Origin of the sequence: Micromonospora sp. WMMD1076, from assembly GCF_029581475.1 — a bacterium.
GTDB classification, from domain to species: domain Bacteria; phylum Actinomycetota; class Actinomycetes; order Mycobacteriales; family Micromonosporaceae; genus Micromonospora; species Micromonospora aurantiaca.
Map to the genome: position 1 here is coordinate 5655798 of NZ_CP120862.1, position 20188 is coordinate 5675985.

23 protein-coding genes are annotated in these 20188 nt (G+C 72.0%); 12 read left to right on the top strand and 11 right to left on the bottom strand.

The features are described 5' to 3' along the window. Positions 1-27: 27 nt before the first annotated feature. The 3 genes from O7622_RS25405 to O7622_RS25415 are packed head-to-tail and all read left to right on the top strand — an operon-like array spanning position 28 to position 1767. Positions 28-555, top strand: coding sequence for an NUDIX domain-containing protein (locus tag O7622_RS25405; protein ID WP_282310676.1), 528 nt, complete (start codon positions 28-30; stop codon positions 553-555). Further along, on the top strand, positions 552-1427 hold the full coding sequence (locus O7622_RS25410; protein WP_282310677.1) for an NTP transferase domain-containing protein: 876 nt from the start codon (positions 552-554) through the stop codon (positions 1425-1427). Before O7622_RS25405 ends, O7622_RS25410 begins: the two co-directional genes overlap by 4 nt. Before the next feature lie 52 nt (positions 1428-1479). Then, entirely contained in the window at positions 1480-1767 is a 288-nt protein-coding gene (locus O7622_RS25415; RefSeq protein ID WP_013287689.1) for an Lrp/AsnC ligand binding domain-containing protein, read from the top strand. A gap of 64 nt (positions 1768-1831) precedes the next feature. Here O7622_RS25415 and O7622_RS25420 read toward each other — a convergent pair whose 3' ends face one another. The 5 genes from O7622_RS25420 to O7622_RS25440 all read right to left on the bottom strand — a co-directional run bounded on the left by O7622_RS25420 (position 1832) and on the right by O7622_RS25440 (position 7000). Continuing rightward, positions 1832-2500, bottom strand: a complete 669-nt coding sequence (locus O7622_RS25420) for a DUF4142 domain-containing protein (RefSeq protein ID WP_282310678.1) — start codon at positions 2498-2500, stop codon at positions 1832-1834. Positions 2501-2710: 210 nt separating this feature from the next. Then, the gene (locus O7622_RS25425; protein ID WP_282310679.1) at positions 2711-4342 is read right to left on the bottom strand and encodes a cytochrome b N-terminal domain-containing protein; all 1632 of its coding nucleotides are present in this window, start codon (positions 4340-4342) and stop codon (positions 2711-2713) included. Then, positions 4339-5427 carry a Rieske 2Fe-2S domain-containing protein gene (locus O7622_RS25430; protein WP_282310680.1) on the bottom strand — a complete coding sequence of 363 codons (1089 nt, stop codon included), beginning with the start codon at positions 5425-5427 and terminating at the stop codon, positions 4339-4341. The genes O7622_RS25425 and O7622_RS25430 overlap by 4 nt, the downstream gene beginning before the upstream one ends. Positions 5428-5494: 67 nt before the next feature. Further along, entirely contained in the window at positions 5495-6328 is an 834-nt protein-coding gene (locus tag O7622_RS25435; protein ID WP_282310681.1) for a cytochrome c, read from the bottom strand. Positions 6329-6400: 72 nt separating this feature from the next. Then, the gene (locus O7622_RS25440) at positions 6401-7000 is read right to left on the bottom strand and encodes a heme-copper oxidase subunit III (protein ID WP_120568759.1); all 600 of its coding nucleotides are present in this window, start codon (positions 6998-7000) and stop codon (positions 6401-6403) included. Between the two features lie 126 nt (positions 7001-7126). Here O7622_RS25440 and O7622_RS25445 point away from each other — a divergent pair, with 126 nt between their 5' ends. From O7622_RS25445 to O7622_RS25460, 4 genes are all read left to right on the top strand, one after another. Further along, positions 7127-8062, top strand: a complete 936-nt coding sequence (locus O7622_RS25445) for a cytochrome c oxidase assembly protein (RefSeq protein ID WP_282314224.1) — start codon at positions 7127-7129, stop codon at positions 8060-8062. Positions 8063-8166: 104 nt separating this feature from the next. Next, positions 8167-8565: a hypothetical protein gene (locus tag O7622_RS25450; RefSeq protein ID WP_282310682.1), complete on the top strand. Its 399-nt coding sequence runs from the start codon at positions 8167-8169 to the stop codon at positions 8563-8565. A gap of 81 nt (positions 8566-8646) precedes the next feature. Beyond that, entirely contained in the window at positions 8647-9693 is a 1047-nt protein-coding gene (gene trpD, locus O7622_RS25455; RefSeq protein ID WP_282310683.1) for an anthranilate phosphoribosyltransferase, read from the top strand. A gap of 146 nt (positions 9694-9839) precedes the next feature. Further along, complete coding sequence (locus O7622_RS25460) at positions 9840-10049, top strand: hypothetical protein (RefSeq protein WP_282310684.1); 210 nt, start codon at positions 9840-9842, stop codon at positions 10047-10049. A gap of 210 nt (positions 10050-10259) precedes the next feature. Here O7622_RS25460 and O7622_RS25465 read toward each other — a convergent pair whose 3' ends face one another. Both O7622_RS25465 and coxB read right to left on the bottom strand, forming a co-directional pair. Continuing rightward, positions 10260-10688 carry a cytochrome c oxidase subunit 4 gene (locus tag O7622_RS25465; RefSeq protein WP_282310685.1) on the bottom strand — a complete coding sequence of 143 codons (429 nt, stop codon included), beginning with the start codon at positions 10686-10688 and terminating at the stop codon, positions 10260-10262. A gap of 10 nt (positions 10689-10698) precedes the next feature. Beyond that, complete coding sequence (coxB, locus tag O7622_RS25470) at positions 10699-11670, bottom strand: cytochrome c oxidase subunit II (RefSeq protein ID WP_282310686.1); 972 nt, start codon at positions 11668-11670, stop codon at positions 10699-10701. Between the two features lie 171 nt (positions 11671-11841). Here coxB and O7622_RS25475 point away from each other — a divergent pair, with 171 nt between their 5' ends. Further along, positions 11842-12993, top strand: coding sequence for an aminotransferase class V-fold PLP-dependent enzyme (locus O7622_RS25475; protein ID WP_282310687.1), 1152 nt, complete (start codon positions 11842-11844; stop codon positions 12991-12993). After that, positions 12990-13217: a sulfurtransferase TusA family protein gene (locus O7622_RS25480; protein ID WP_282310688.1), complete on the top strand. Its 228-nt coding sequence runs from the start codon at positions 12990-12992 to the stop codon at positions 13215-13217. The genes O7622_RS25475 and O7622_RS25480 overlap by 4 nt, the downstream gene beginning before the upstream one ends. 66 nt (positions 13218-13283) lie before the next feature. Here the strand turns inward: O7622_RS25480 and O7622_RS25485 are convergent, their stop codons facing one another. The 4 genes from O7622_RS25485 to O7622_RS25500 all read right to left on the bottom strand — a co-directional run bounded on the left by O7622_RS25485 (position 13284) and on the right by O7622_RS25500 (position 16653). After that, positions 13284-13835 carry an AAA family ATPase gene (locus O7622_RS25485; protein ID WP_282310689.1) on the bottom strand — a complete coding sequence of 184 codons (552 nt, stop codon included), beginning with the start codon at positions 13833-13835 and terminating at the stop codon, positions 13284-13286. Beyond that, the gene (locus tag O7622_RS25490; protein ID WP_282310690.1) at positions 13832-14806 is read right to left on the bottom strand and encodes a carbohydrate kinase family protein; all 975 of its coding nucleotides are present in this window, start codon (positions 14804-14806) and stop codon (positions 13832-13834) included. Before O7622_RS25490 ends, O7622_RS25485 begins: the two co-directional genes overlap by 4 nt. 178 nt (positions 14807-14984) lie before the next feature. Beyond that, positions 14985-15353, bottom strand: coding sequence for an iron-sulfur cluster insertion protein ErpA (gene erpA, locus O7622_RS25495; protein WP_282310691.1), 369 nt, complete (start codon positions 15351-15353; stop codon positions 14985-14987). Positions 15354-15492: 139 nt separating this feature from the next. After that, positions 15493-16653: a glycerate kinase gene (locus tag O7622_RS25500; RefSeq protein WP_282310692.1), complete on the bottom strand. Its 1161-nt coding sequence runs from the start codon at positions 16651-16653 to the stop codon at positions 15493-15495. A 43-nt stretch (positions 16654-16696) separates the two neighbouring features. Here O7622_RS25500 and nadA point away from each other — a divergent pair, with 43 nt between their 5' ends. From nadA to O7622_RS25515, 3 genes are all read left to right on the top strand, one after another. Further along, complete coding sequence (gene nadA, locus O7622_RS25505) at positions 16697-17872, top strand: quinolinate synthase NadA (RefSeq protein ID WP_282310693.1); 1176 nt, start codon at positions 16697-16699, stop codon at positions 17870-17872. 214 nt (positions 17873-18086) lie between these two features. Continuing rightward, positions 18087-19442, top strand: a complete 1356-nt coding sequence (gene murA, locus O7622_RS25510; protein WP_348774039.1) for a UDP-N-acetylglucosamine 1-carboxyvinyltransferase — start codon at positions 18087-18089, stop codon at positions 19440-19442. A gap of 114 nt (positions 19443-19556) precedes the next feature. Further along, positions 19557-20162 carry a DUF3043 domain-containing protein gene (locus O7622_RS25515; RefSeq protein ID WP_282310695.1) on the top strand — a complete coding sequence of 202 codons (606 nt, stop codon included), beginning with the start codon at positions 19557-19559 and terminating at the stop codon, positions 20160-20162. Positions 20163-20188 lie beyond the last annotated feature (26 nt).

The following is a 20188-nucleotide window of genomic DNA, read 5'->3' on the forward strand; positions in this document are numbered from 1 at the left end:
CGCGCCGGGACCACTAGCCTGGACGACATGATCCCCCGCGCGCGTGCCACCGGACGGGCTATCGGCTACCAGATCTTCTACCGGCTTCCGGTCCCGCTGCGGCGGCGGCTGGTCCGGCTGGCCGTACCGAAGTACATCGTCGGTGCGGTCACCCTGGTCAAGGACACGGAGGCCACCGGCGCGGGCCGGATCCTGCTGCTGCGCCAGCCGCCCGGCTACAGCTGGACGCTGCCGGCCGGGCTGCTGCAACGCGGCGAGGCCCCCGTGGTGGGCGCCGCCCGCGAGCTGTACGAGGAGTCAGGCGTCCGCCTGTCCCCCGACGCGCTGCGCCCGGCGGTGCCGAACGCGGTGGTGCACGCCAAGGGCTGGGTCGACGTGGTCTTCGAGGCGGAGGTGCCGGCGTCGACCACCGAGCTGAAGGTGGACGGCGCCGAGGTGTTCGAGGCCGCCTTCCACCCGCTCGACGACCTGCCCCGGCTCAGCCGCGCCACCGCCAACCTGCTCGGGTACTACGGCATCGGCCCGCGCGCCGGCGAGCACCGACCGGCCGCGTGAGCACCCCGTACGCGGGCACCGCGGCACCGGGGGTCGAGGTGTGCGCCGTGGTGCTGGCCGCGGGCGAGGGCACCCGGCTGCGCCCGCTCACCGAGCGGGTGCCGAAGGCGCTCTGCCCGGTGGGGAACGTCCCGCTGCTGGACCGGGCGCTGGTCCGGCTGGCCGGGCTCGGCCTGACCGGCCCGGAGCGGGTCGCGGTGAACGCCTGCTACCTGGGCGACCAGGTGGTCGCGCGGGTCGGCGGCCGGGCCCACCTGTCGGTCGAGCCGGACGCTCCACTGGGCACCGCCGGGGGCGTGGGCCGGCTGCGGGACTGGATCGACGGCCGGGGCGTGCTGGTCGGCAACGCCGACGCGTACCTGGCCGACCCGCAGGCCCCGCCCGGCCCGGACATCGCCGCGCTGCTGGACGGGTGGGACGGGCACGGCGTACGCCTGCTCGGCCGGCCCGCCGACGACCCGCACGCCCCCGGGACCTTCGACGGCCACGAGTTCGTGGGTTTCTCGCTGCTGCCCTGGCGGCTGGTCCGCGACCTGCCCGCCACGTTCGGCGACCTGGTCCGGGCGGTGTGGCGGCCGGCGGAGGCGGCCGGCGCGCTCACAGTGGTGCCCTACCGGGGCACGTTCTACGACACCGGCACCCCGGCCGACTACCTGGCCGCCAACCTGCACGCGGCCGGACCGGACGGGCTGGTGGACCCGGCTGCGACGGTGGACGGCCGGGTCACCGGCTCGGTGGTCGGCGCCGGGGCGCTGGTGCACGGCGACGTGGAGCGGTCGGTGGTGTGGCCTGGTGCGACGGTCGCGGCCGGGGAACGCCTGCGCCAGGTGATCCGGGCCGGGGACGACCTGACCGTCCCGGCGGCGCGGTGAGGGGCGCGGGCTCTAGCATGGGCCTCGTCGCCGACGAACGGAGAACCGTCCCGTGATCACCGCGATCGTGCTGATCGACTGCGCCACCGACTCCATCCCCGAGGTGGCCGAGACCTTGGCCAACCTGCCCGGCGTCAGCGAGGTCTACTCGGTGGCCGGGCACGTCGACCTGATCGCCATGGTCCGGGTCCGGGAGTTCGAGCAGATCGCCCAGGTCATCGCCGGCAGCATCTCGAAGGTGCCGGGCGTGCTCAACACCGAGTCGCACATCGCGTTCCGGGCCTACTCGCAGCACGACCTGGAGGAGGCGTTCGCGATCGGGCTGGCGAACGCCGACTGACACGAGCCGGTGACCGGCCTGCCCTCCTCGCGGGCGGACCGGCCACCGTCGACCGTGCGGTACGTCAGCTCTGGCCGGGCACCGGGGTCTCCGTGGTGCCCGGAGCGGGCTCCTCGGTCTCGGTGCCACCCGGAGCCGGCGACTCGGTGCCACCCGGGGACGTGGTGCCGCCCGGGCTGGGCGTGCCGCTGGCGCTGGTCTGCGGAACCGGGACGCCCAGGGTCTGGGCCAGGGCCACGAGCGCGTCGTAGTGCGCCTGGAGGACCGGCAGCGCGTCCTGCGCGATCTGCACCACCGACTGCTCCGAGCCCTGCGAGATCTCGGTCTGGGTGGCCTGGATCGCCTGGACGTGGCCGGCGAGCTGCGCGGTCACCCACGCCTTGTCGAACTCGGCCCCGCTGAGGTTGTTCAGCTGGTCCAGGACCTTCTGCTGGTCGGCGGTCGGGTCGGCCGGCAACTGCACGTTGAGCTGCTGCGCGGTCGACTGCACCGTCTGGTCCAGCTGGGTGTGGTCCGTCACGAACATCTTGCCCAGGTCCTTGACCTGCTCGTTCTGGCCCTTCTGCTGGGCCAGGTTACCGGCGGTGATCTCGAACAGGTTGACCTGGTGCACCGCCTGCAGGTACTGCGTGTCCTGCGTCGACGGCTGTGCCGCCGCCTGCGCCGCGGCGGCGGGCGCCAGCCCCACGACCACCAGCGCGGCCAGCAGGCCCAGGCGTTTGATTCCCAACATTCGTTCCTCCCCCATGAGACGTCGGACCGCACGGATACCCGGCTGACCGGGGTTATTCCTGCGATTCCACCCGTCCGTGCCGGGGGCGACGGCCGTCGGCGCACCGGCCTCCCGGCGTGCGCGGGAGGGAACGGGACGACCGGGGCGGAAACGGCAGTGGCGCCCGCCGGATGATCCGGCTGGCGCCACTGTCAGTCGTACCGGGGAGGGTCAGCGACGGCTCTCGCCGCTGCCGATCTCCTCCCGCTCCGGCCGGGCCTCGACCGGCGGGTGCCCCGGCGAGACCGGCGCCTCGGCCGGCTTCTCGATCGGGTAGAAGAAGCCCCGGATCGCCGGGCCGAGGGCACCGAGCCGGTTCATCTTCTTCGGCACCACCCAGCCGGCGTAGTCCAGCGCCGGCGGGTGACCGTCGTGGCCGTCGGCCGAGGTGAGCGGCTGGTGGACCTCGACGAACCGGCCGTCGGGCAGCCGCTTGATGATGCCGGTCTCCACACCGTGGGCCAGCACCTCCCGGTCGTGCTGCTGCAGACCCAGGCAGATCCGGTACGTGACGTAGTACGCGAGCGGCGGCAGGATCAGCAGGCCGATCCGGCCGGCCCAGGTCATCGCGTTCAGGCTGATGTGGAACTTGTCCGCGATGACGTCGTTGGCCCCGGAGAGGGTCAGCACGACGTAGAAGGCGAGCGCCATGGCGCCCACGGCGGTCCGGGCCGGAACGTCCCGGGGCCGCTGGAGCAGGTTGTGGTGCTTGTAGTCCTTGAGGCGGCGCGCCTCCAGGAACGGGTACATCAGCGACAGGCCGACCAGGATTCCGGGTAGCACGACTGTCGGCCAGAACAACGGCGGGATGACGTACCCGTTGCCGATCGGAATGTGGATCTCCCAGCCCGGCATGAGCCGGGTCGAGCCGTCGAGGAACATGACGTACCAGTCGGGCTGGCTGGCCGCGGAGACCACCCACGCCTCGTACGGGCCGAACAGCCAGATCGGGTTGATCTGGAACACACCGCCCAGCAGCGCGATCACGCCGAAGACGACCATGAAGAAGCCGCCCTGCTTGAGCGCGTAGCGCGGGAACATCCGCTCGCCGACCACGTTGGAGTTGGTCCGGCCGGGGCCGGGCCACTGGGTGTGCTTCTGCTTGAACACCAGGCCGAGGTGCACGCTGATCAGCGCCACCAGCAGGCCGGGGATGAGCAGCACGTGGGCGATGAAGAAGCGGCTGATGATGATGGTGCCGGGGAACTCCCCGCCGAAGATCGACGAGCTGACCCAGGATCCGATCACCGGGATCGACAGGATGATCGCGGAGGCGATCCGCAGACCGGTGCCGGACAGGCCGTCGTCCGGCAGCGAGTAGCCGGTGAAGCCGGCCAGGAAGCCGACCCAGAACAGCAGCGAGCCGATGATCCAGTTGGTCTCACGCGGCTTGCGGAACGCGCCGGTGAAGAAGACCCGCAGCATGTGGACCACGATCGCGGCCATGAACAGCAGGGCCGACCAGTGGTGCATCTGCCGCATGATCAGGCCACCGCGGACCTCGAACGAGATGTCCAGGCTGGAGGCGTAGGCGGCCGACATCGGCGTGCCCCGCAGCGGCGCGTAGCTGCCGTTGTAGATGACCTCGGTCATCGCCGGCTCGAAGAAGAACGTCAGGAAGACGCCGGTGAGCAGCAGGACGATGAACGAGAACAGCGCGATCTCGCCGAGCAGGAACGACCAGTGGTCGGGGAAGACCTTGTTCAGCAGCTTGCGCAGGGGCGTGGCCACCTGGAGGCGGTCGTCCACCGCCCGCGCGCTCTTGGCCGGCAGCGCTGCTGCATCGAACTTTCGGCGCTTCATGGCCGCTCCCAGAAGTCGGGACCGATGGTCTCGGTGTAGTCGGACTTCGCCACGAAGAAGCCCTCCTCGTCCACCTCGATCGGCAGCTGCGGCAGCGGCCGGTTCGCCGGGCCGAAGATCGGCTTGGCGTTGTCGGTGATGAGGAACTGGGACTGGTGGCAGGGGCAGAGCAGGCGGTTGGTCTGCTGCTCGTAGAGGCTGGCCGGGCAGCCGGCGTGCGTACAGATCTTGGAGTACGCGACGTAGTTGCCCCACATGTAGTCACCGTGGCCCTTGCGCTCGTTCGCGGCGCGCGACTTCTGCGCGTCGTCCTCCCGCAGGTGGATGAGCAGGGTGGGCGAGTCGGCGTGCAGGTTGCTCACGCCGCCGTCGATGCCCGGGAACACGGTGAGCTGGCCGCCGACGCTGACGTCGGCCGGGCGGATCGGACGGCCGTCCTCACGGATCAGCCGGATCTTCTTGCCGCCCTCGCCCGGCTGGAAGCCGGTGGTGAACATCTGGTTGTTCTTGTGCGGCTGCTCGATCAGGCCACCGATCAGCGGGGCCGCTGCCACCGCGCCCACCGGCGCCAGGCCGGCGAGCAGCGAGATGCCCAGCAGCGGCCGGCGGCGGACGCCCATCTCGTCGGCCAGGTAGAGCATGGTCTCGCCGGTGATCTTGCGACCCTCCGGGTCGTCGGCCTGGTCGTGCCGGTCCTGGATCGAGACCTCCTTGGGCAGCAGCTTCTTGCCCCAGGTCAGGATGCCGAAACCGATGCCCAGCAGCGCCAGGCCCAGCGTCACGCCGAGCAGCGGCGTGTAGAGCTTGTCGCCACCGCGACCCGGCTCCCACTGCCACGGCCACCAGATGTAGACCACCAGGAAGGCGGTCGCGAAGACGCCGGTCAGCAGGAACATCAGGGCGACCGTACGGGTCAGCCGGCGCTCGGCCTTGCTGCCCGGGACCACCTGCGGCTCGTAGTGGACGATCTCGATGTCGTCCCGCCGCGCACCCTCCTGGACGATGTCGAACCGGGAGAGCCGGGGGTCGTTCACGTCGAGCGGCTCCGGGCCCTGCTGGGCCTGGTGCTCGGTGTGGGTGCTCATGCCGTCACCTCGCTACGGGTGACGCCGGGGGTCGGCGCCACAGCACTGGAAGCATTGATCCGTCCGGTCACGACTTGCCCGCGATCCACAGGCTCGCGAAGACCAGCGCGACGATGCCGACCAGGAAGATCGCGAGACCCTCCGTCGACGGGCCGTAGCGGCCCAGGTTGAAGCCGCCCGGGTCGCCGTCGTGCTTCAGCGTCTCCTGGATGTAGGCGATGATGTCCGCCTTCTCCTCGGGCGTGATCTGGTTGTCGCCGAACACCGGCATGTTCTGCGGGCCGCTCAGCATCGCGGCGTAGATCTGCCGGTCGCTGGCCGGTGCCAGGCTCGGGGCGTACTTGCCGGAGGACAGCGCGCCGCCGCCACCGCCGAAGGCGTGGCACTGCGAGCAGTTGATCCGGAACAGCTCACCACCGGTGGACAGGTTTGCGCCCTCACGCAGGTCGCCGTCGGGGACCTGCGGGCCGCCGCCGAGCTCCTGGATGTACTGCCCGAGCTGGCGCACCTGCTCGTCGGTGAACTGCGGCGGCTTGCGCATGGCCTGGGCCTCCTGCCGGGCCATCGGCATACGACCGCTGCTGACCTGGAACTCCACCGAGGCCGCTCCGACGCCGATCAGGCTCGGACCACGGCCCTCGACGCCCTGGGCGTTGCGACCGTGACAGGTCACACAGCTCACGTCGAACAGCGCCTTGCCCTCGTTGCCTGCGGCGGTCAACGGAGGGTTGTCCTGCGCCTGCACGCCGGGGGCGAAGACGGTGTAGGCACCGCCGGCCAGCATCAGCGCGGCGAACAGCCGGACCGCGGCACCCAGCCGGCGGCGGCCCCTGCTGCGCGCTACGGGCCGCCCGCGCAGCCGCGCGAGCAGACCGCGTCGGCGGTCGTTGTCAGAAGTCATGACCTGTGTCCTTAACCGGTTGGACCTTGTCTCAGGGGACGGAGCAGCGGCGCGGTTCGTGACGCGCCAAGATCACTGGAGCCAGTAGATCATGGCGTAGAGCGCGATCCACACGACGTCCACGAAGTGCCAGTAGTAGGACACGACGATCGCCGAGGTCGCCTGGGCGGGGGTGAACCGGCCCATCGTGGTACGGATCATGAAGATCACGAAGGCGATGAGACCGCCGGTCACGTGCAGACCGTGGAAGCCGGTGGTGAGGTAGAACATCGACCCGTAGCCGTCTTCGTTGATCTTCACACCCTCGTGCACCAGGGTCCGGTACTCGTTCAGCTGACCGAGCACGAAGATCAGACCCATCACGAAGGTGATCGTGAACCACCGGCGCAGAGCGTGGACGTCACCGCGCTCGGCCGCGAACACGCCGATCTGGCAGGTGATCGAGGAGAGCACCAGGATCACCGTGAACGTGGTCGCGTACGGGATGTTCAGCACCTCGGTGTGCTTCTCCCACTGCTCCGGCGCCGCCGCGCGGATGGAGAAGTACATCGCGAACAGCGCCGCGAAGAACATGAGTTCGCTGGAGAGCCACACGATCGTCCCGACGCTGACCATGTTGGGTCGGGTCAGGGAGTGGATCCGGCTCTTGTCAATGGCTGGGGCCGCAGTCACGCGGTCATTATTGCCCCTGACCGGGACCGACGATCAGCGGGGTGCCAAACCGAGCCCTTCCGTGGCCCGATCGTGGTGGTCCGCTTCGCCTGACCTACCCTGAAAAGCGTGCTGCACGTCGATCAGATCCGCGCCGTCACCTCGGCTGTTCCGGCGACGCTGGCGGCGGGAGGCGAGGGCGCCCCGCCGCCGTTCACCGTGACCCGGGTCCTCACCGAGACCCGGCTGGACAGCTGGCTCACGCTGGGCATCGTCCTGGCCGCCGGCCTCTACCTCTACGGGGTGCACCGGCTGCGGCTGCGCGGCGACCGGTGGCCGGCCATCCGTACCGTGTCGTTCCTCGGCCCCGGCCTCGGCGGCATCGCCCTGGTCACGCTCACCGGCCTCGGCGCGTACGACACCGCCCTGCTCTCGGTGCACATGGTGCAGCACATGGTGCTGTCGATGATCGCGCCGATCTTCCTGGCGCTCGGCGCGCCGGTGACGCTGGCGCTGCGCACGCTGCCGGTGCGACCCCGCAAGCGGCTGCTCGCGATCGTGCACAGCAGGGCGATCCGGATCTACAGCTTCCCGCTCGTGGCGTTCGCCATCTTCGTGGTGAACCCGTTCGCGCTGTACTTCACCGACCTCTACGAGTTCACCCTGCGCCACGAGTGGGCGCACGAGCTGGTCCACGCGCACTTCATCGCCACCGGCTGCGTCTTCTTCTGGCCGCTGCTCGGCCTGGACCCGCTGCCCGGCCGCTGGCCGTACCCGGGCCGCGCACTGCTCATGCTGCTCTCGGTGCCGTTCCACACCGTCCTCGGCCTGACCATCATGCAGAGCACCACGCTGTTCGGCGGCGACTGGTACCCGTCGCTCAACCTGTCCTGGTCCGACCCCTGGAACGACCAGGTGGTCGCGGGCGGCATCCTGTGGGCCGGCGGCGAGTTCGTCAGCGTCACCATGCTCGCCGTCCTGGTCGTCCAGTGGGTCAAGCAGTCCGAGCGCGAGGCCCGCCGGCTCGACCGCGAGCTGGACCGCCAGGAGGCCCGCCAGCGCGCCGCGGAGACGAACGCCTGACGGCCCGTTCCGGGGTACGCCCCGAGCCTGCCGGGCGGGGCGACGGCCCGGATGTGACGACCGCTACGATCAGCGGGCAGCTACGAGGTGGGAGCCACGTCACGATGAGCGATCGTCTTTGCACCGTCCTGCTCTACAGCGACGACCCGAAGGTCCGCGACCGGATGCGGCTCGCCGTGGGCACCCGGCCGGCGCCCGGGATCGAGATCGAGTTCGTCGAGGCCGACGACTACGACGCCTGCATCCGGCTGGTCGACGACTACGAGATCGACCTGCTCCTGCTCGACGGCGAGGCGACCCCGGGCGGCGGCATCGGCATCGCCCGCCAGATCAAGGACGACCGGGACGACGCGCCGCCCACCTGTGTGGTGCTCGCCCGCGCCGCCGACCGCTGGCTGGCCGCGTACGCCGAGGTCGACGCCACGCTGACCCACCCGCTGGACCCGGTGATCGCCGGCAGCACCGTGGCGGAGCTGCTGCGCCGCACCCACGCCGCGGCCTGATCTCTCCGGTCCTCGCGCGCCACGGCGACGCGGCCGTGGCGCGCCCCAACCGCATTCCTCACGCCGCTCGGGAGGCCCGCCATGGGCGAACGGACCTGGCCGCTTCTGCTCAACGCGCTGCTGCGCGGCGAGGAGCTATCCACCGCCGACACCGCGTGGGCGATGGGCGAGATCATGGCCGGCTCGGCCACACCGGCGCAGATCGCCGGGTTCGCCGTGGCGCTGCGCACCAAGGGTGAGACCCCCGCCGAGCTGGGCGGCCTGGTCGAGGCCATGCTGACCCGCGCGGTGCCGGTGCACCTGCCCGAAGACGTACGCACGACGGCGCTGGACGTGGTCGGCACCGGCGGCGACCTCGCCCACACGGTGAACATCTCCACCATGGCGGCCCTGGTGGTCGCCGGGGCCGGGGTCCGCGTGGTCAAGCACGGCAACCGGGCCGCCTCCTCCTCGTGTGGCACCGCCGACGTGCTGGAGCAGCTCGGCGTACCCCTCGACCTGGCGCCGGAGCAGGTGGCCCGCTGCGTCACCGAGGCCGGCATCGGCTTCTGCTTCGCCGCCCGCTTCCACCCCGGCATGCGCCACACCGGCCCGGTCCGGCGCGAGATCGGCGTACCCACCGCCTTCAACTTCCTCGGCCCGCTGACCAACCCGGCGCGGCCCCGCGCGGGCGCGGTGGGCTGCTTCGACAAGCGGATGGCCCCGGTGATGGCCGCCGTCTTCGCGGCCCGCGGCGACTCGGCGATCGTGGTGCGCGGGGAGGACGGCCTGGACGAGTTCAGCACCGGCGCACCCACCCGGGTCTGGGTGGCGCAGCAGGGCAGCGTCACCGAGGCCGTGCTGGACGCGACGGACCTCGGCGTGCCCCGGGCCACCCTGGCCGACCTGCGCGGCGGGGACGCGGTCCACAACGCCGACGTGGTCCGCCGCCTGCTCGCCGGCGAGACCGGCCCGGTGCGGGACGCGGTGCTGGTCAACGCCGCTGTCGCGCTTGCCACCCAGGGTCCGCTCGACGGCGACCTGCACGAGGCGCTGCGGGCCAACCTGGACCGGGTCGCCGAGGCGGTCGACTCGGGCGCCGCCGCGGCCGCGCTGGAGCGCTGGCTCGAGGTGGCACGCGCCGCCTGACGGCGGCCTGGCACGGGTGTTGTCGTACCCGCGTGCCAAACTACACGGGAGTTGTTTTCCGTTTTCGGTCTTTCCGTTTTCGGTCTCCGGTCCGCCGGCCGCCGGCTTCCCGCCCCGGCCGGTGCCCGGAGCGAGAGGAGCCTCCCGTGTCTGACCGCGAGCTGCACTGTGACACCTGCGAGGGCGTCGTGCTGTTCGAGGCGCCGCCGTGCGGCGACGGGCACGGCGCCGACTGCCCGGAGCTGATCTGCACCGGTTGCGGCGCGGCAATGGTGATCGCCACGTTCACGTTCCGCGAGGCCCGCCTGACGAGCCGCCGCACACCACGCCGGCCGTCCCACCCCCAGGCCGCCTGACCCTGCCCTTTCCTGGCCCTCGGCCGGCCGGCTGTCAGTCCGCCGTGTCACCAGGGGCGGCCGTCGATCATGAAGTTGACGGGGACAAAAGGGACCGTCAACGCCGCTAACTTCATGATCGACGGGGTTGGAGGGCGGGAGGGCGGGAGGGTGGGACGCGACAGGCCCGCGGCCCCGGGGACGGGGCGCGGGCCTGCGGCGGTGTGTCTGTCAGTGCTCGGCGGTACGGCGGGTGCCCGAGTAGTACTCGAACAGCAGCCCGCAGGTGGCGAGGACGACCGCCACCAGGCCCAGTCCCAGCAGCCAGAACTGCCAGAACACCAGGCCGAGACCGGCGACCGCGGCGGCCAGCGCCAGCCCGAACGGCCAGTAGCTACCCGGGCTGAAGAAGCCGACCTCACCGGCGCCGTCGGCGATCTCGCCGTCCGGCCGGTCCTCGGGGCGCAGGTCGATACGGCGGGAGACGAACCAGAAGAAGCCGCCGCACATCGCGCAGAGCAGGAAGGACAGCAGCAGCGCCACAGTGCCGATCCACTCGACGTGACCGCCGCTGTCGGCGTACGTCCAGGCGCCGTAGAGGATCGTCGCGCCGAGGAGGAACGTGGCGATGGTCAGGAAGATCTTCCACTCGGTCTTCATGCCGGACCCCTCAGCTTCCCGCGCCGGCCGTCGCGTCGGACGGGTTGAAGTTGTTCACGTCGCGCCGGGTGTCGAACGGCTTCGTCTCGGTGGCGTACTCATCCTCACCGATCGCGCCGAGCGCCTCCTGGGTCGACTTGCCGGCCTTCTTGGCCGCCAGGAACTGGTCGTACTTCTCCGGCGAGACGACCCGCAGCTCGAAGTTCATGAAGGCGTGGTAGCTGCCGCACAGCTCGGCGCAGCGGCCGACGAACGCGCCCTCCTGGTCGATGCTGGAGACCTCGAACGTGTTGCGCACGTTGCCCGGCATGACGTCCCGCTTGAACAGCAGCTCCGGCACCCAGAACGAGTGGATGACGTCACGGCTGGTCTCCTCGAAGCGGATCGAGCGGCCGCTGGGCAGCACCAGCACCGGGATGACCTCGCTGGTGCCGAGCACCGAGGCGACGGTGTTGGCCTCGGGGCCCTGGCCGTCGCGGTAGTTGAACTGCCAGTTCCACTTGAACGCGACGACCTCGACGGTGACGTCCGGGTTCTTCGACTGCTTGTTCACGTCGGTCTGCACGACCGCCGTGTAGTAGAAGAGCACGGAGACCACGAGGATCGGCGCGATGGTGTAGAGGAACTCCATCGGCAGGTTGTAGCGGGTCTGCACCGGCAGTTCGTTGCCGCGCTTGCGGTAGCGGACCACGCACCAGAAGATCAGGCCCCACACGAACACGCCGACGGCGAGCGCCGCGATGCAGGACGCGATCCACAGGTCGTACATGCGGTGCGACTCGGGCGTGATGCCGCCCTGCGGCCAGCCGAACCCGCCGAACGCCTTGCCGACGTCACAGCCGGTGAGCGAGACCAGCAGCGCCGCCGCGCCGAGACCGAGCCCGGCGATTCGACCAGCACCACGCCGCCGGCGTCCACCGGCCCCCGGGGAAGCGCTGTGCCGTACGGCCGAGCGCCGTACCTCCGAACTCCTTGCGACCACCTGGTCCTGCCTCCCTAGCGCGCCGCGGCGGTTGTTCTTCTTGACACCGACGGCAAAGGCGTCACCGACGGTCGCAGATTACTCGACCATGACCGGCCAGGCCGTCTTGGGGTCGCTGTCCACCCCCATCGGGGGGATCTTGGGCGTAACCGGGCGATAGCGTGGAACCCCATGAGCGTCTCCCCGGTCTACCTGGACGCCGCCAGCGCGGCGCCGCTGCATCCGGTCGCGCGGCAGGCGATGCTGGCCGCACTGGACGACGGCTGGGCGGACCCGGCCCGGCTCTACTCGGCGGCCCGCCGGGCCCGCCAGCTCCTCGACGCCGCGCGGGAGGCCGCCGCGCAGACGCTCGGCGTCCGCGCCGACGAGCTGTCCTTCACCCCCAGCGGTACGGCGGCAGCGCACGCCGCCGTGCTCGGTGGCCTGGCCGGGCGGCGGCGGGCCGGGGCGGCGCTCGTGCACTCGGCGATCGAGCACTCGGCGGTGCTGCACGCCGCGGAGCGGCACACGGCAGGCGGCGGCGCGGCGGTGTCCGTACCCGTGGACCGGTCGGGCCGGGTGGACCTGGACGCCTGGGCGGCGGCGGTGGCCGCGCCCGGCGTGGCCCTCGCCGCGCTGATCGGGGCCAGTCACGAGGTGGGCACGGTGCAGCCGGTGCCCGCTGCGGCGGAACTGTGCGCCGAGGCGGGCGTGCCGCTGTACGTGGACGCGGCGCAACTGGCCGGCCGGGCCCCGCTGCCGTCGGGCTGGTCGGTGCTGACCGCGAGCGCGCACAAGTGGGGCGGGCCGCCCGGTGTCGGACTGCTCGTGGTGCGCAAGGGCACCCGGTGGGAGTCGCCGTACCCGGCCGACGAGCGGGAGTCGGGGCGTACCCCCGGGGTGGTGAACCTGCCGGCGGTGGTCGCGGCGGCGGCGAGCCTGCGGGCGGCGGCGGCCGACGCGGCGGCCGAGGCGGCCCGGCTGGGTCCGCTCGTCGACCGGATCCGGGCGCGGGTGGCGGCCGAGGTGCCGGACGTGGAGGTGGTCGGCGACCCGGTGGACCGGTTGCCGCACCTGGTGACGTTCTCCTGCCTGTACGTCGACGGCGAGGCGCTGCTGCACGCGCTGGACCGGCGCGGGTTCGCGGTGTCCTCCGGCTCGTCGTGCACGTCGTCGACGGTGCGCCCGTCACACGTGCTGGAGGCGATGGGGGTGCTGTCGCACGGCAACGTGCGGGTGTCGCTGCACCGGGAGACCACCGAGGCGGACGTGGAGCGGTTCCTGGCCGAGCTGCCCGGGATCGTGGCGGACCTGCGGGCGGAGGCGGGGGTGACGGACCTGTGAGCGCGAGGAGTGAGCCGGACGAGGTGCTGGACTGCCGGGGGCAGCGCTGCCCGCTACCGGTGATCAATCTCGCCCGGCTGGTGCCCGGCCTCCCGGCCGGCGCGGTGGTGCGGGTGCTCGCCGACGACCCGGCCGCGGCCGTTGACATCCCGGCGTGGTGCCGGATGCGCGGCCACGAGTTCCTCGCCGCGCACCCCGGGCCCGCCTACGACGTCCGGGTGTAAGGAAGGGCCCCTTCTTAACGCCTCGGGTAGAGGAAGGGGCCCTTGTTAACGCCGGACGACCGGGCGTCAGCGCAGGTACGCGAGGATGCCCGGCAGCGGGTCGGCCGCCACTGCGGTGTCGACCACCAGGCGCGGACCGATCAGCGGCTCGTACTCGGCCCGGCGGCGCAGCGTCTGCTCCCAGGTGCCGTGCTCCCCGGGCGGGCGGGCCTCGACCCGGCGGCGGTGCTCCGCCTCGTCGCCGCAGTGCACCTCGATCACCCGCAGCGGCACGCGGGCCCGTTCGGCCACGTCGTGCCAGAGGCCCCGGGCGCTGGCGACCGGGTTCACCACGTCGACCACCACGCTGAGTCCCAGGCCGAGCTGCACCTCGGCCAGCCCGGCGACCGCGCCGTAGGCGGCCATGCCGGGTACGTCGCCGGTGAGGCCGTAGCGGTGCAGAGCCCGCTCGACCGGGTCGACCGGCAGGACCGGGGCGCGCAGGGCGGCGCCGACCCGGGCGGCGAGCGTGGTCTTGCCCACGCCCGGCAGCCCGGCGAACGCGACGAGCACCGGACCGCCGCCGCCGGGGCGTACCTCCGGGTCCACCCCTCCGGCCGGGGCCGCCGGGCCGGTCACAGCAGGTGCGGCCGGACGTCCTCGGCGGCCGCGTCACCGTACGACTCGGCGAGTCGCTTCACGAACAGGTCGCGGCGGACCTCGTACTCCTGGCCGCCGAAGTTCTCCAGCACGAGCGTGGCCAGCAGGCAACCGACCTGGGCCGCCCGCTCCAGGCCGACGCCCCAGTCGAGCGCGGCGAAGAAACCGGCCCGGAAGCCGTCGCCGACACCGGTCGGGTCGACCGCCTGGATCTCCCGCGCGATCGGCACCCGGATCGTGCCGATCTCCCGGCCGGCGATCTCCACACCCTGCTTGCCCAGCGTGGTGACCCGCACCTTGACCCGGTCGAGCAGCTCCTCGTCGGTCAGGCCGGCCTTGCTCTGGAGCAGCGACTTCTCGTACTCGTTGGTCATCAGGTAGTCGGCGCCGTCGATCAGGCCGAGCACGTCCTCGCCGTCCATCCGGGCCAGCTGCTGGGACGGGTCGGCGACGAAGGAGTAGCCGCGGTCCCGGCACTCGCCGGAGTGCCGGATCATCGCGGCCGGGTCGTTGGCGCTGACCAGAACCAGGTCCAGACCGTCGAGGCGCTGCGCCACCGGGGCCAGCTCGATGTTGCGGGCCTCGCTCATCGCCCCGGCGTAGAAGGAGGCGATCTGGCACATGTCGGTGTCGGTGGTGCAGACGAAGCGTGCCGTGTGCGCGACCTCGCTGACGTGCACCGAGTCGCAGTCGACGCCGTGGCGCTCCAGCCAGGAGCGGTAGTCGGCGAAGTCGGCGCCGACCGCGCCGAGCAGCACCGGGCGCAGCCCGAGCTGGGCCATGCCGAAGGCGATGTTCGCCGCGGTGCCGCCGCGGCGGAGCACCAACTCGTCGACGAGGAAGGACAGCGAGACCTTGTCGAGCTGGTCGGCGATGAGCTGGTCGGCGAATCGGCCGGGGAAGCTCATCAGGTGGTCGGTCGCGATCGAGCCGGTCACGGCGATCTTCATGTCAACCCTCGGGGTCGGGAGCACGGCGCGGTCAGCCTACCGGCCCCCGGGCCGTGCGGACGGCGGTCGGTCGCCAACCGGTCGATCAGCGCACATCCGGACGTCACACGCAGGGGTACGACGAAACGGCGGGCCGTCCCACTCGGGGACGGCCCGCCGTTGTCGGTCGATCGTCGACTCAGCTGAAGGAGTCGCCGCAGGCGCAGGAGTTGCCCGCGTTCGGGTTGTCGATGGTGAAGCCCTGGGCGTCGATCCGATCGGCGAAGTCGATGGTGGCGCCGGCCAGGTAGGGGGCGCTCATCCGGTCGACGACGACCTCGACACCGTCGTAGTCGGTGACGACGTCACCGTCGAGCGAGCGCTCGTCGAAGAACAGCTGGTACCGCAGGCCGGAGCAGCCACCTGGCTGCACGGCGACCCGGAGCCGCAGGTCGTCGCGGCCCTCCTGCTCGATCAGGGCCTTGACCTTCTGCGCCGCGACGTCGGTGAGGACGACGGTGCTGGGGGCCTTGGCCTCGGTCGACTCGGTCTGCGCTGGCGTGGTCACGTGGAAGTCTCCCTGCGCGGTATGAGGTCCGGACGTCCTGGCCAACGCCGCACGTCCGCCAGTGATTCCCGGTGTGGTCCGTCTTCGATCGTACGCCGCCTCCGGCGTCACCACCCGGCAGCGTGACCAGCGGAACCGGTCAGCGGCTCCACTGCCGCGCCAGGCGGGCGCCGAGCGCGCGCAGCCCTGCGGCCGGGCGGGCCATCGCCGCGTCCACTCCCCCGTGCTCCGCGCCGCCGAAGTGCTCCACGAGGCTGTGCGCCTCGGTGACACCGGCCGCCGCCGCCTCCCGCCGCCCGGTGCTCACCCGTCCCGCCAGCACCACGCAGGGCACGCCCCGGTCCCGGGCCGCCCCGGCCACACCGGCGACCACCTTGCCGCGCAGTGACTGGTGGTCGAACGAGCCCTCGCCGGTGATCACCAGGTCGGCGGCGTCAAGCGCGGCGTCCAGCCCCACCGCGCGGGTGACCAGGCCGATACCGGACTCGCACCGGCCGCCGAGCGCCAGCACCGCCGCGCCGAGGCCGCCTGCGGCACCGCCGCCGGGCAGCGCGCCCAGCCCGGACGGGCAGCCCGGCAGCCGGTCGGTCAGCACCTCCGCCCAGCGGGTCAGCGCGGCGTCCAGCAGCAGCACGTCGGCCCGGTCGGCGCCCTTCTGCGGGCCGAAGACGCTGCTCGCGCCGTGCAGCCCGAGCAGCGGGTTGTCCACGTCGGTGGCGGCGACGAGCGTCGCGCCGCGCAGCCGGGGCTCCCCGTCGAGCGCGGCCACCTCGGCGAGCGCCGCGCCGCCGTACGGCAGGGCCCGGCCGGCGCCGTCCAGTGGCGTGACGCCCAGCGGGACGAGCATCCCGGCGCCCCCGTCGTTGGTGGCCGAGCCGCCCAGCCCCACCACCACCGTCCGCGCGCCCGCCTCGACCGCGGCGGCGACCAGCAGCCCCAGCCCGTACGAGGTGGTGGCCTTCGGGTCGCGTTCGGCGGCGGTGAGCAGGTGCAGCCCGCACGCCTGCGCGCTCTCCAGGTACGCCGTGCCGTCGTCGGTGAGCAGGATCTCACCGGCGGCCGGGCGGCCCAGCGGGTCGGCCGTGGGCACCGGCACCCGGCGTCCGCCGAGCGCCCCGGCGAGCACGTCGACGAACCCCGGCCCGCCGTCGGCGAGTGGCCGGGCCAGCAGGTCGTCGCCGGGCGCGACGTCACGCCAGCCGTCGGCCACCGCGGCGGCCACGTCGGGGGCCGACAGCGTGCCGGCGAACTTGTCCGGACAGAGCAGCACGCGCATGCGCAGCAGTGTGGCAGGCCACATCGGGGACGGCTGCGCGGTGGTCGCGCTGTGGGACCATGGGGACGTGACTTCGACCTGGGTTGAGCCGTCCAACACCGCCACGGCGCTGCTGCTCCTCGGCCGCGGCAGCGACCCCGCCACCGAGCGTGGCGTGGAGTGTCCGGGTGACCTCCCGGCGCCGAGCGACCCCGATCTGGTGGCCCGTGCCGCCGCCGCGAAGGCCGCACTCGGCACGAAGGTGTTCGTCCTGGGGCACCACTACCAGCGCGACGAGGTGATCCAGTTCGCCGACGTGACGGGCGACTCGTTCAAGCTGGCCCGGGAGGCCGCGGCCCGCCCGGACGCGGAGTACATCGTCTTCTGCGGCGTACACTTCATGGCCGAGAGCGCGGACATCCTCACCTCGGACGCGCAGAAGGTGATCCTGCCCGACCTCGCCGCCGGCTGCTCGATGGCCGACATGGCGGTGCTGTCGCAGGTCGAGGCCGCGTGGGACACGCTCACCGATCTGGGCATCGCGGCGGAGACCGTGCCGGTGACGTACATGAACTCCTCGGCGGACATCAAGGGCTTCGTCGGCCGCAACGGCGGCGTGGTCTGCACCTCGTCGAACGCCGAGCGGGCTCTGGACTGGGCCTTCGAGCAGGGCCGCAAGGTATTGTTCCTGCCCGACCAGCACCTCGGCCGCAACACCGCGGTGCTGGAGATGGGCTTCTCGCTCGACGACTGCGTGCTCTACGACCCGCACAAGCGCAACGGCGGGCTGACCCCGGAGCAGTTGCGCGACGCGAAGATGATCCTGTGGCGGGGGCACTGCTCGGTGCACGGCCGCTTCACGCTCGACAGCGTCAACGACGTACGCGAGCGGGTGCCGGGCGTGAACGTGCTGGTGCACCCGGAGTGCCGCCACGAGGTGGTGAACGCCGCCGACCTGGTCGGCTCGACCGAGTTCATCATCAAGACCATCGAGGCGGCCCCGGCCGGCTCGGCGTGGGCGGTGGGCACCGAACTGAACCTGGTACGCCGGCTCGCGCTGGCCCACCCGGACAAGCAGGTCATGTTCCTCGACCGGGCGGTCTGCTACTGCTCGACGATGAACCGGATCGACCTGCCGCACCTGGTCTGGGCGCTGGAGGAACTGGTCGCCGGGCGCGTGGTCAACCGGATCACCGTCGACCCGGAGACCGCCCGACACGCCCGGTCGGCGCTGGACCAGATGCTCGCCCTTCCGGGAGCCTGATCACCATCGGTGATCCCGCTGGCACGGAAACGCACCGGACACCCCGGTTCGTGCCCTCGCTGGCGATGTGACCGATTCCATTCCCGTCACGGAGGGCTATGCTGCCGGGGCGACGACACACGCGGCCCGTTTTCCCATGACCGCGTTCCGGGTAGCGATGAACTTCGTGCACCCATCACTAGACACGGCAGCACCCAACGCGCTGGAGGTTGCGTTGACCGACGACGTCCTGGTCGTACACGGAGGCACTCCGCTCGAAGGGCGGATCCGCGTGCGCGGCGCGAAGAACCTGGTGTCCAAGGCGATGGTGGCCGCCCTGCTGGGCGACACACCCAGCCGGCTGTTCGACGTGCCGCGCATCCGTGACGTCGAGGTGGTCCGCGGTCTGCTCGGCCTGCACGGCGTGAAGGTCAGCGACGGCGAGGAGGAGGGCGAACTCGTCTTCGACCCCACGAACGTCGAGAGCGCCAGCACCGACCAGATCAACGTGCACGCCGGGTCCAGCCGGATCCCGATCCTGTTCTGCGGCCCGCTGCTGCACCGGCTCGGCCACGCCTTCATCCCCGACCTGGGCGGCTGCCACATCGGCCCGCGCCCGATCGACTTCCACCTCCAGGCGCTGCGCGAGTTCGGCGCCACGGTCGAGAAGACGCCGGAGGGCCTGCACCTGTCCGCTCCGAACGGGCTGCACGGCACGAAGTTCGCGCTGCCGTACCCGAGCGTGGGCGCCACCGAGCAGGTGCTGCTCACCGCGGTGATGGCCGAGGGCGTCACCGAGCTGCGCAACGCGGCGGTCGAGCCGGAGATCATCGACCTCATCTGCGTGCTCCAGAAGATGGGCGCGATCATCAAGGTGCACACCGACCGGGTGATCGAGATCCAGGGCGTCAAGAGGCTGCACGGCTACACCCACCGGCCGATCCCGGACCGGATCGAGGCGGCCAGCTGGGCGGCAGCGGCGCTGGCGACCCGCGGTCACGTCGAGGTGCTGGGCGCCCAGCAGGCCGACATGATGACCTTCCTGAACATCTTCCGGTCGGTCGGCGGCGAGTACGAGGTCACCGACCTGCGCCCGCCGCGCGGCGGCAGCCCGGGCCAGGAGGGCGGCATCCGGTTCTGGCACCCGGGCGGTGAGCTGAACGCGGTGGCGCTGGAGACCGACGTGCACCCCGGTTTCATGACCGACTGGCAGCAGCCGCTGGTGGTCGCGCTCACCCAGGCCCGGGGCCTGTCGATCGTCCACGAGACGGTCTACGAGCAGCGGCTCGGCTACACCGAGGCGCTGAACACGATGGGTGCCAACATCCAGGTCTACCGGGACTGCCTCGGCGGCACCCCGTGCCGCTTCGGCCGGCGCAACTTCAAGCACTCCGCGGTGATCGCCGGGCCGAGCAAGCTGCACGCGGCCGACCTGGTCATCCCGGACCTGCGGGCCGGGTTCAGCCACCTGATCGCGGCGCTGGCCGCCGAGGGCACCTCCCGGGTGTACGGCGTGGACCTGATCAACCGCGGCTACGAGGACTTCGAGGCCAAGCTGGCCGACCTCGGCGCGCACGTCGAGCGTCCCTGACCGTCCCGTTCCGCGCCGCGACAGCGCCCCTGTCGCGACGCCGCGACCGGAACCGGCCGCGCCCGGTGCACCCGTGATGTGCACCGGGCGCGGCCGGTTGGCTACCCTTGCCGCGTGCCGTCGCTGTTTCGCCGCAAGCCCGCCGACCTCGTCGAGGATTCCGTCACCACTGTGACGACCGACGAGGAGTCCGCCGCCCGCCCCCGGGGCTACACGCCCAGCAAGAAGGAACTCGGGCAGGTCACGCCGAAGCGTCCGGTCGCCGGTCGCCGGCCGACCGGGCCGGCCAAGCCGCTGACCAAGGAGGAGGCCCGCGCGCAGCGCCGCGCCGCCCGGGCCGAGGCCGCCGCCGATTTCCGCCGCGAGGGCGGCCCCCGTGACCGGGGTCCGGAGCGACTGCTGGCCCGCAACGTGGTCGACTCCCGGCGTACGATCGGCACCTGGTTCTTCGGTGGCGCGCTGATCGTGCTGTTCGGCTCCAACCAGGCCATGCCGCCGATCGTGCGGCTGCTGTCGAACGTGCTCTGGGGCGCGCTGGCGCTCGGCGTGCTGATCGACTCGATCCTGATCTCCCGGAAGATCAAGCGGCTGGTCCGCGAGCGCTTCCCCAAGAGCACCGAGAAGCTCGGCTCGCTCTACTTCTACGCGATCATGCGGTCGATCACGTTCCGCCGGATGCGCGCTCCCGCGCCCCGGGTGAACATCGGCGACAAGGTCTGACCGGACCGGCCCCGGACCGGCCCCTC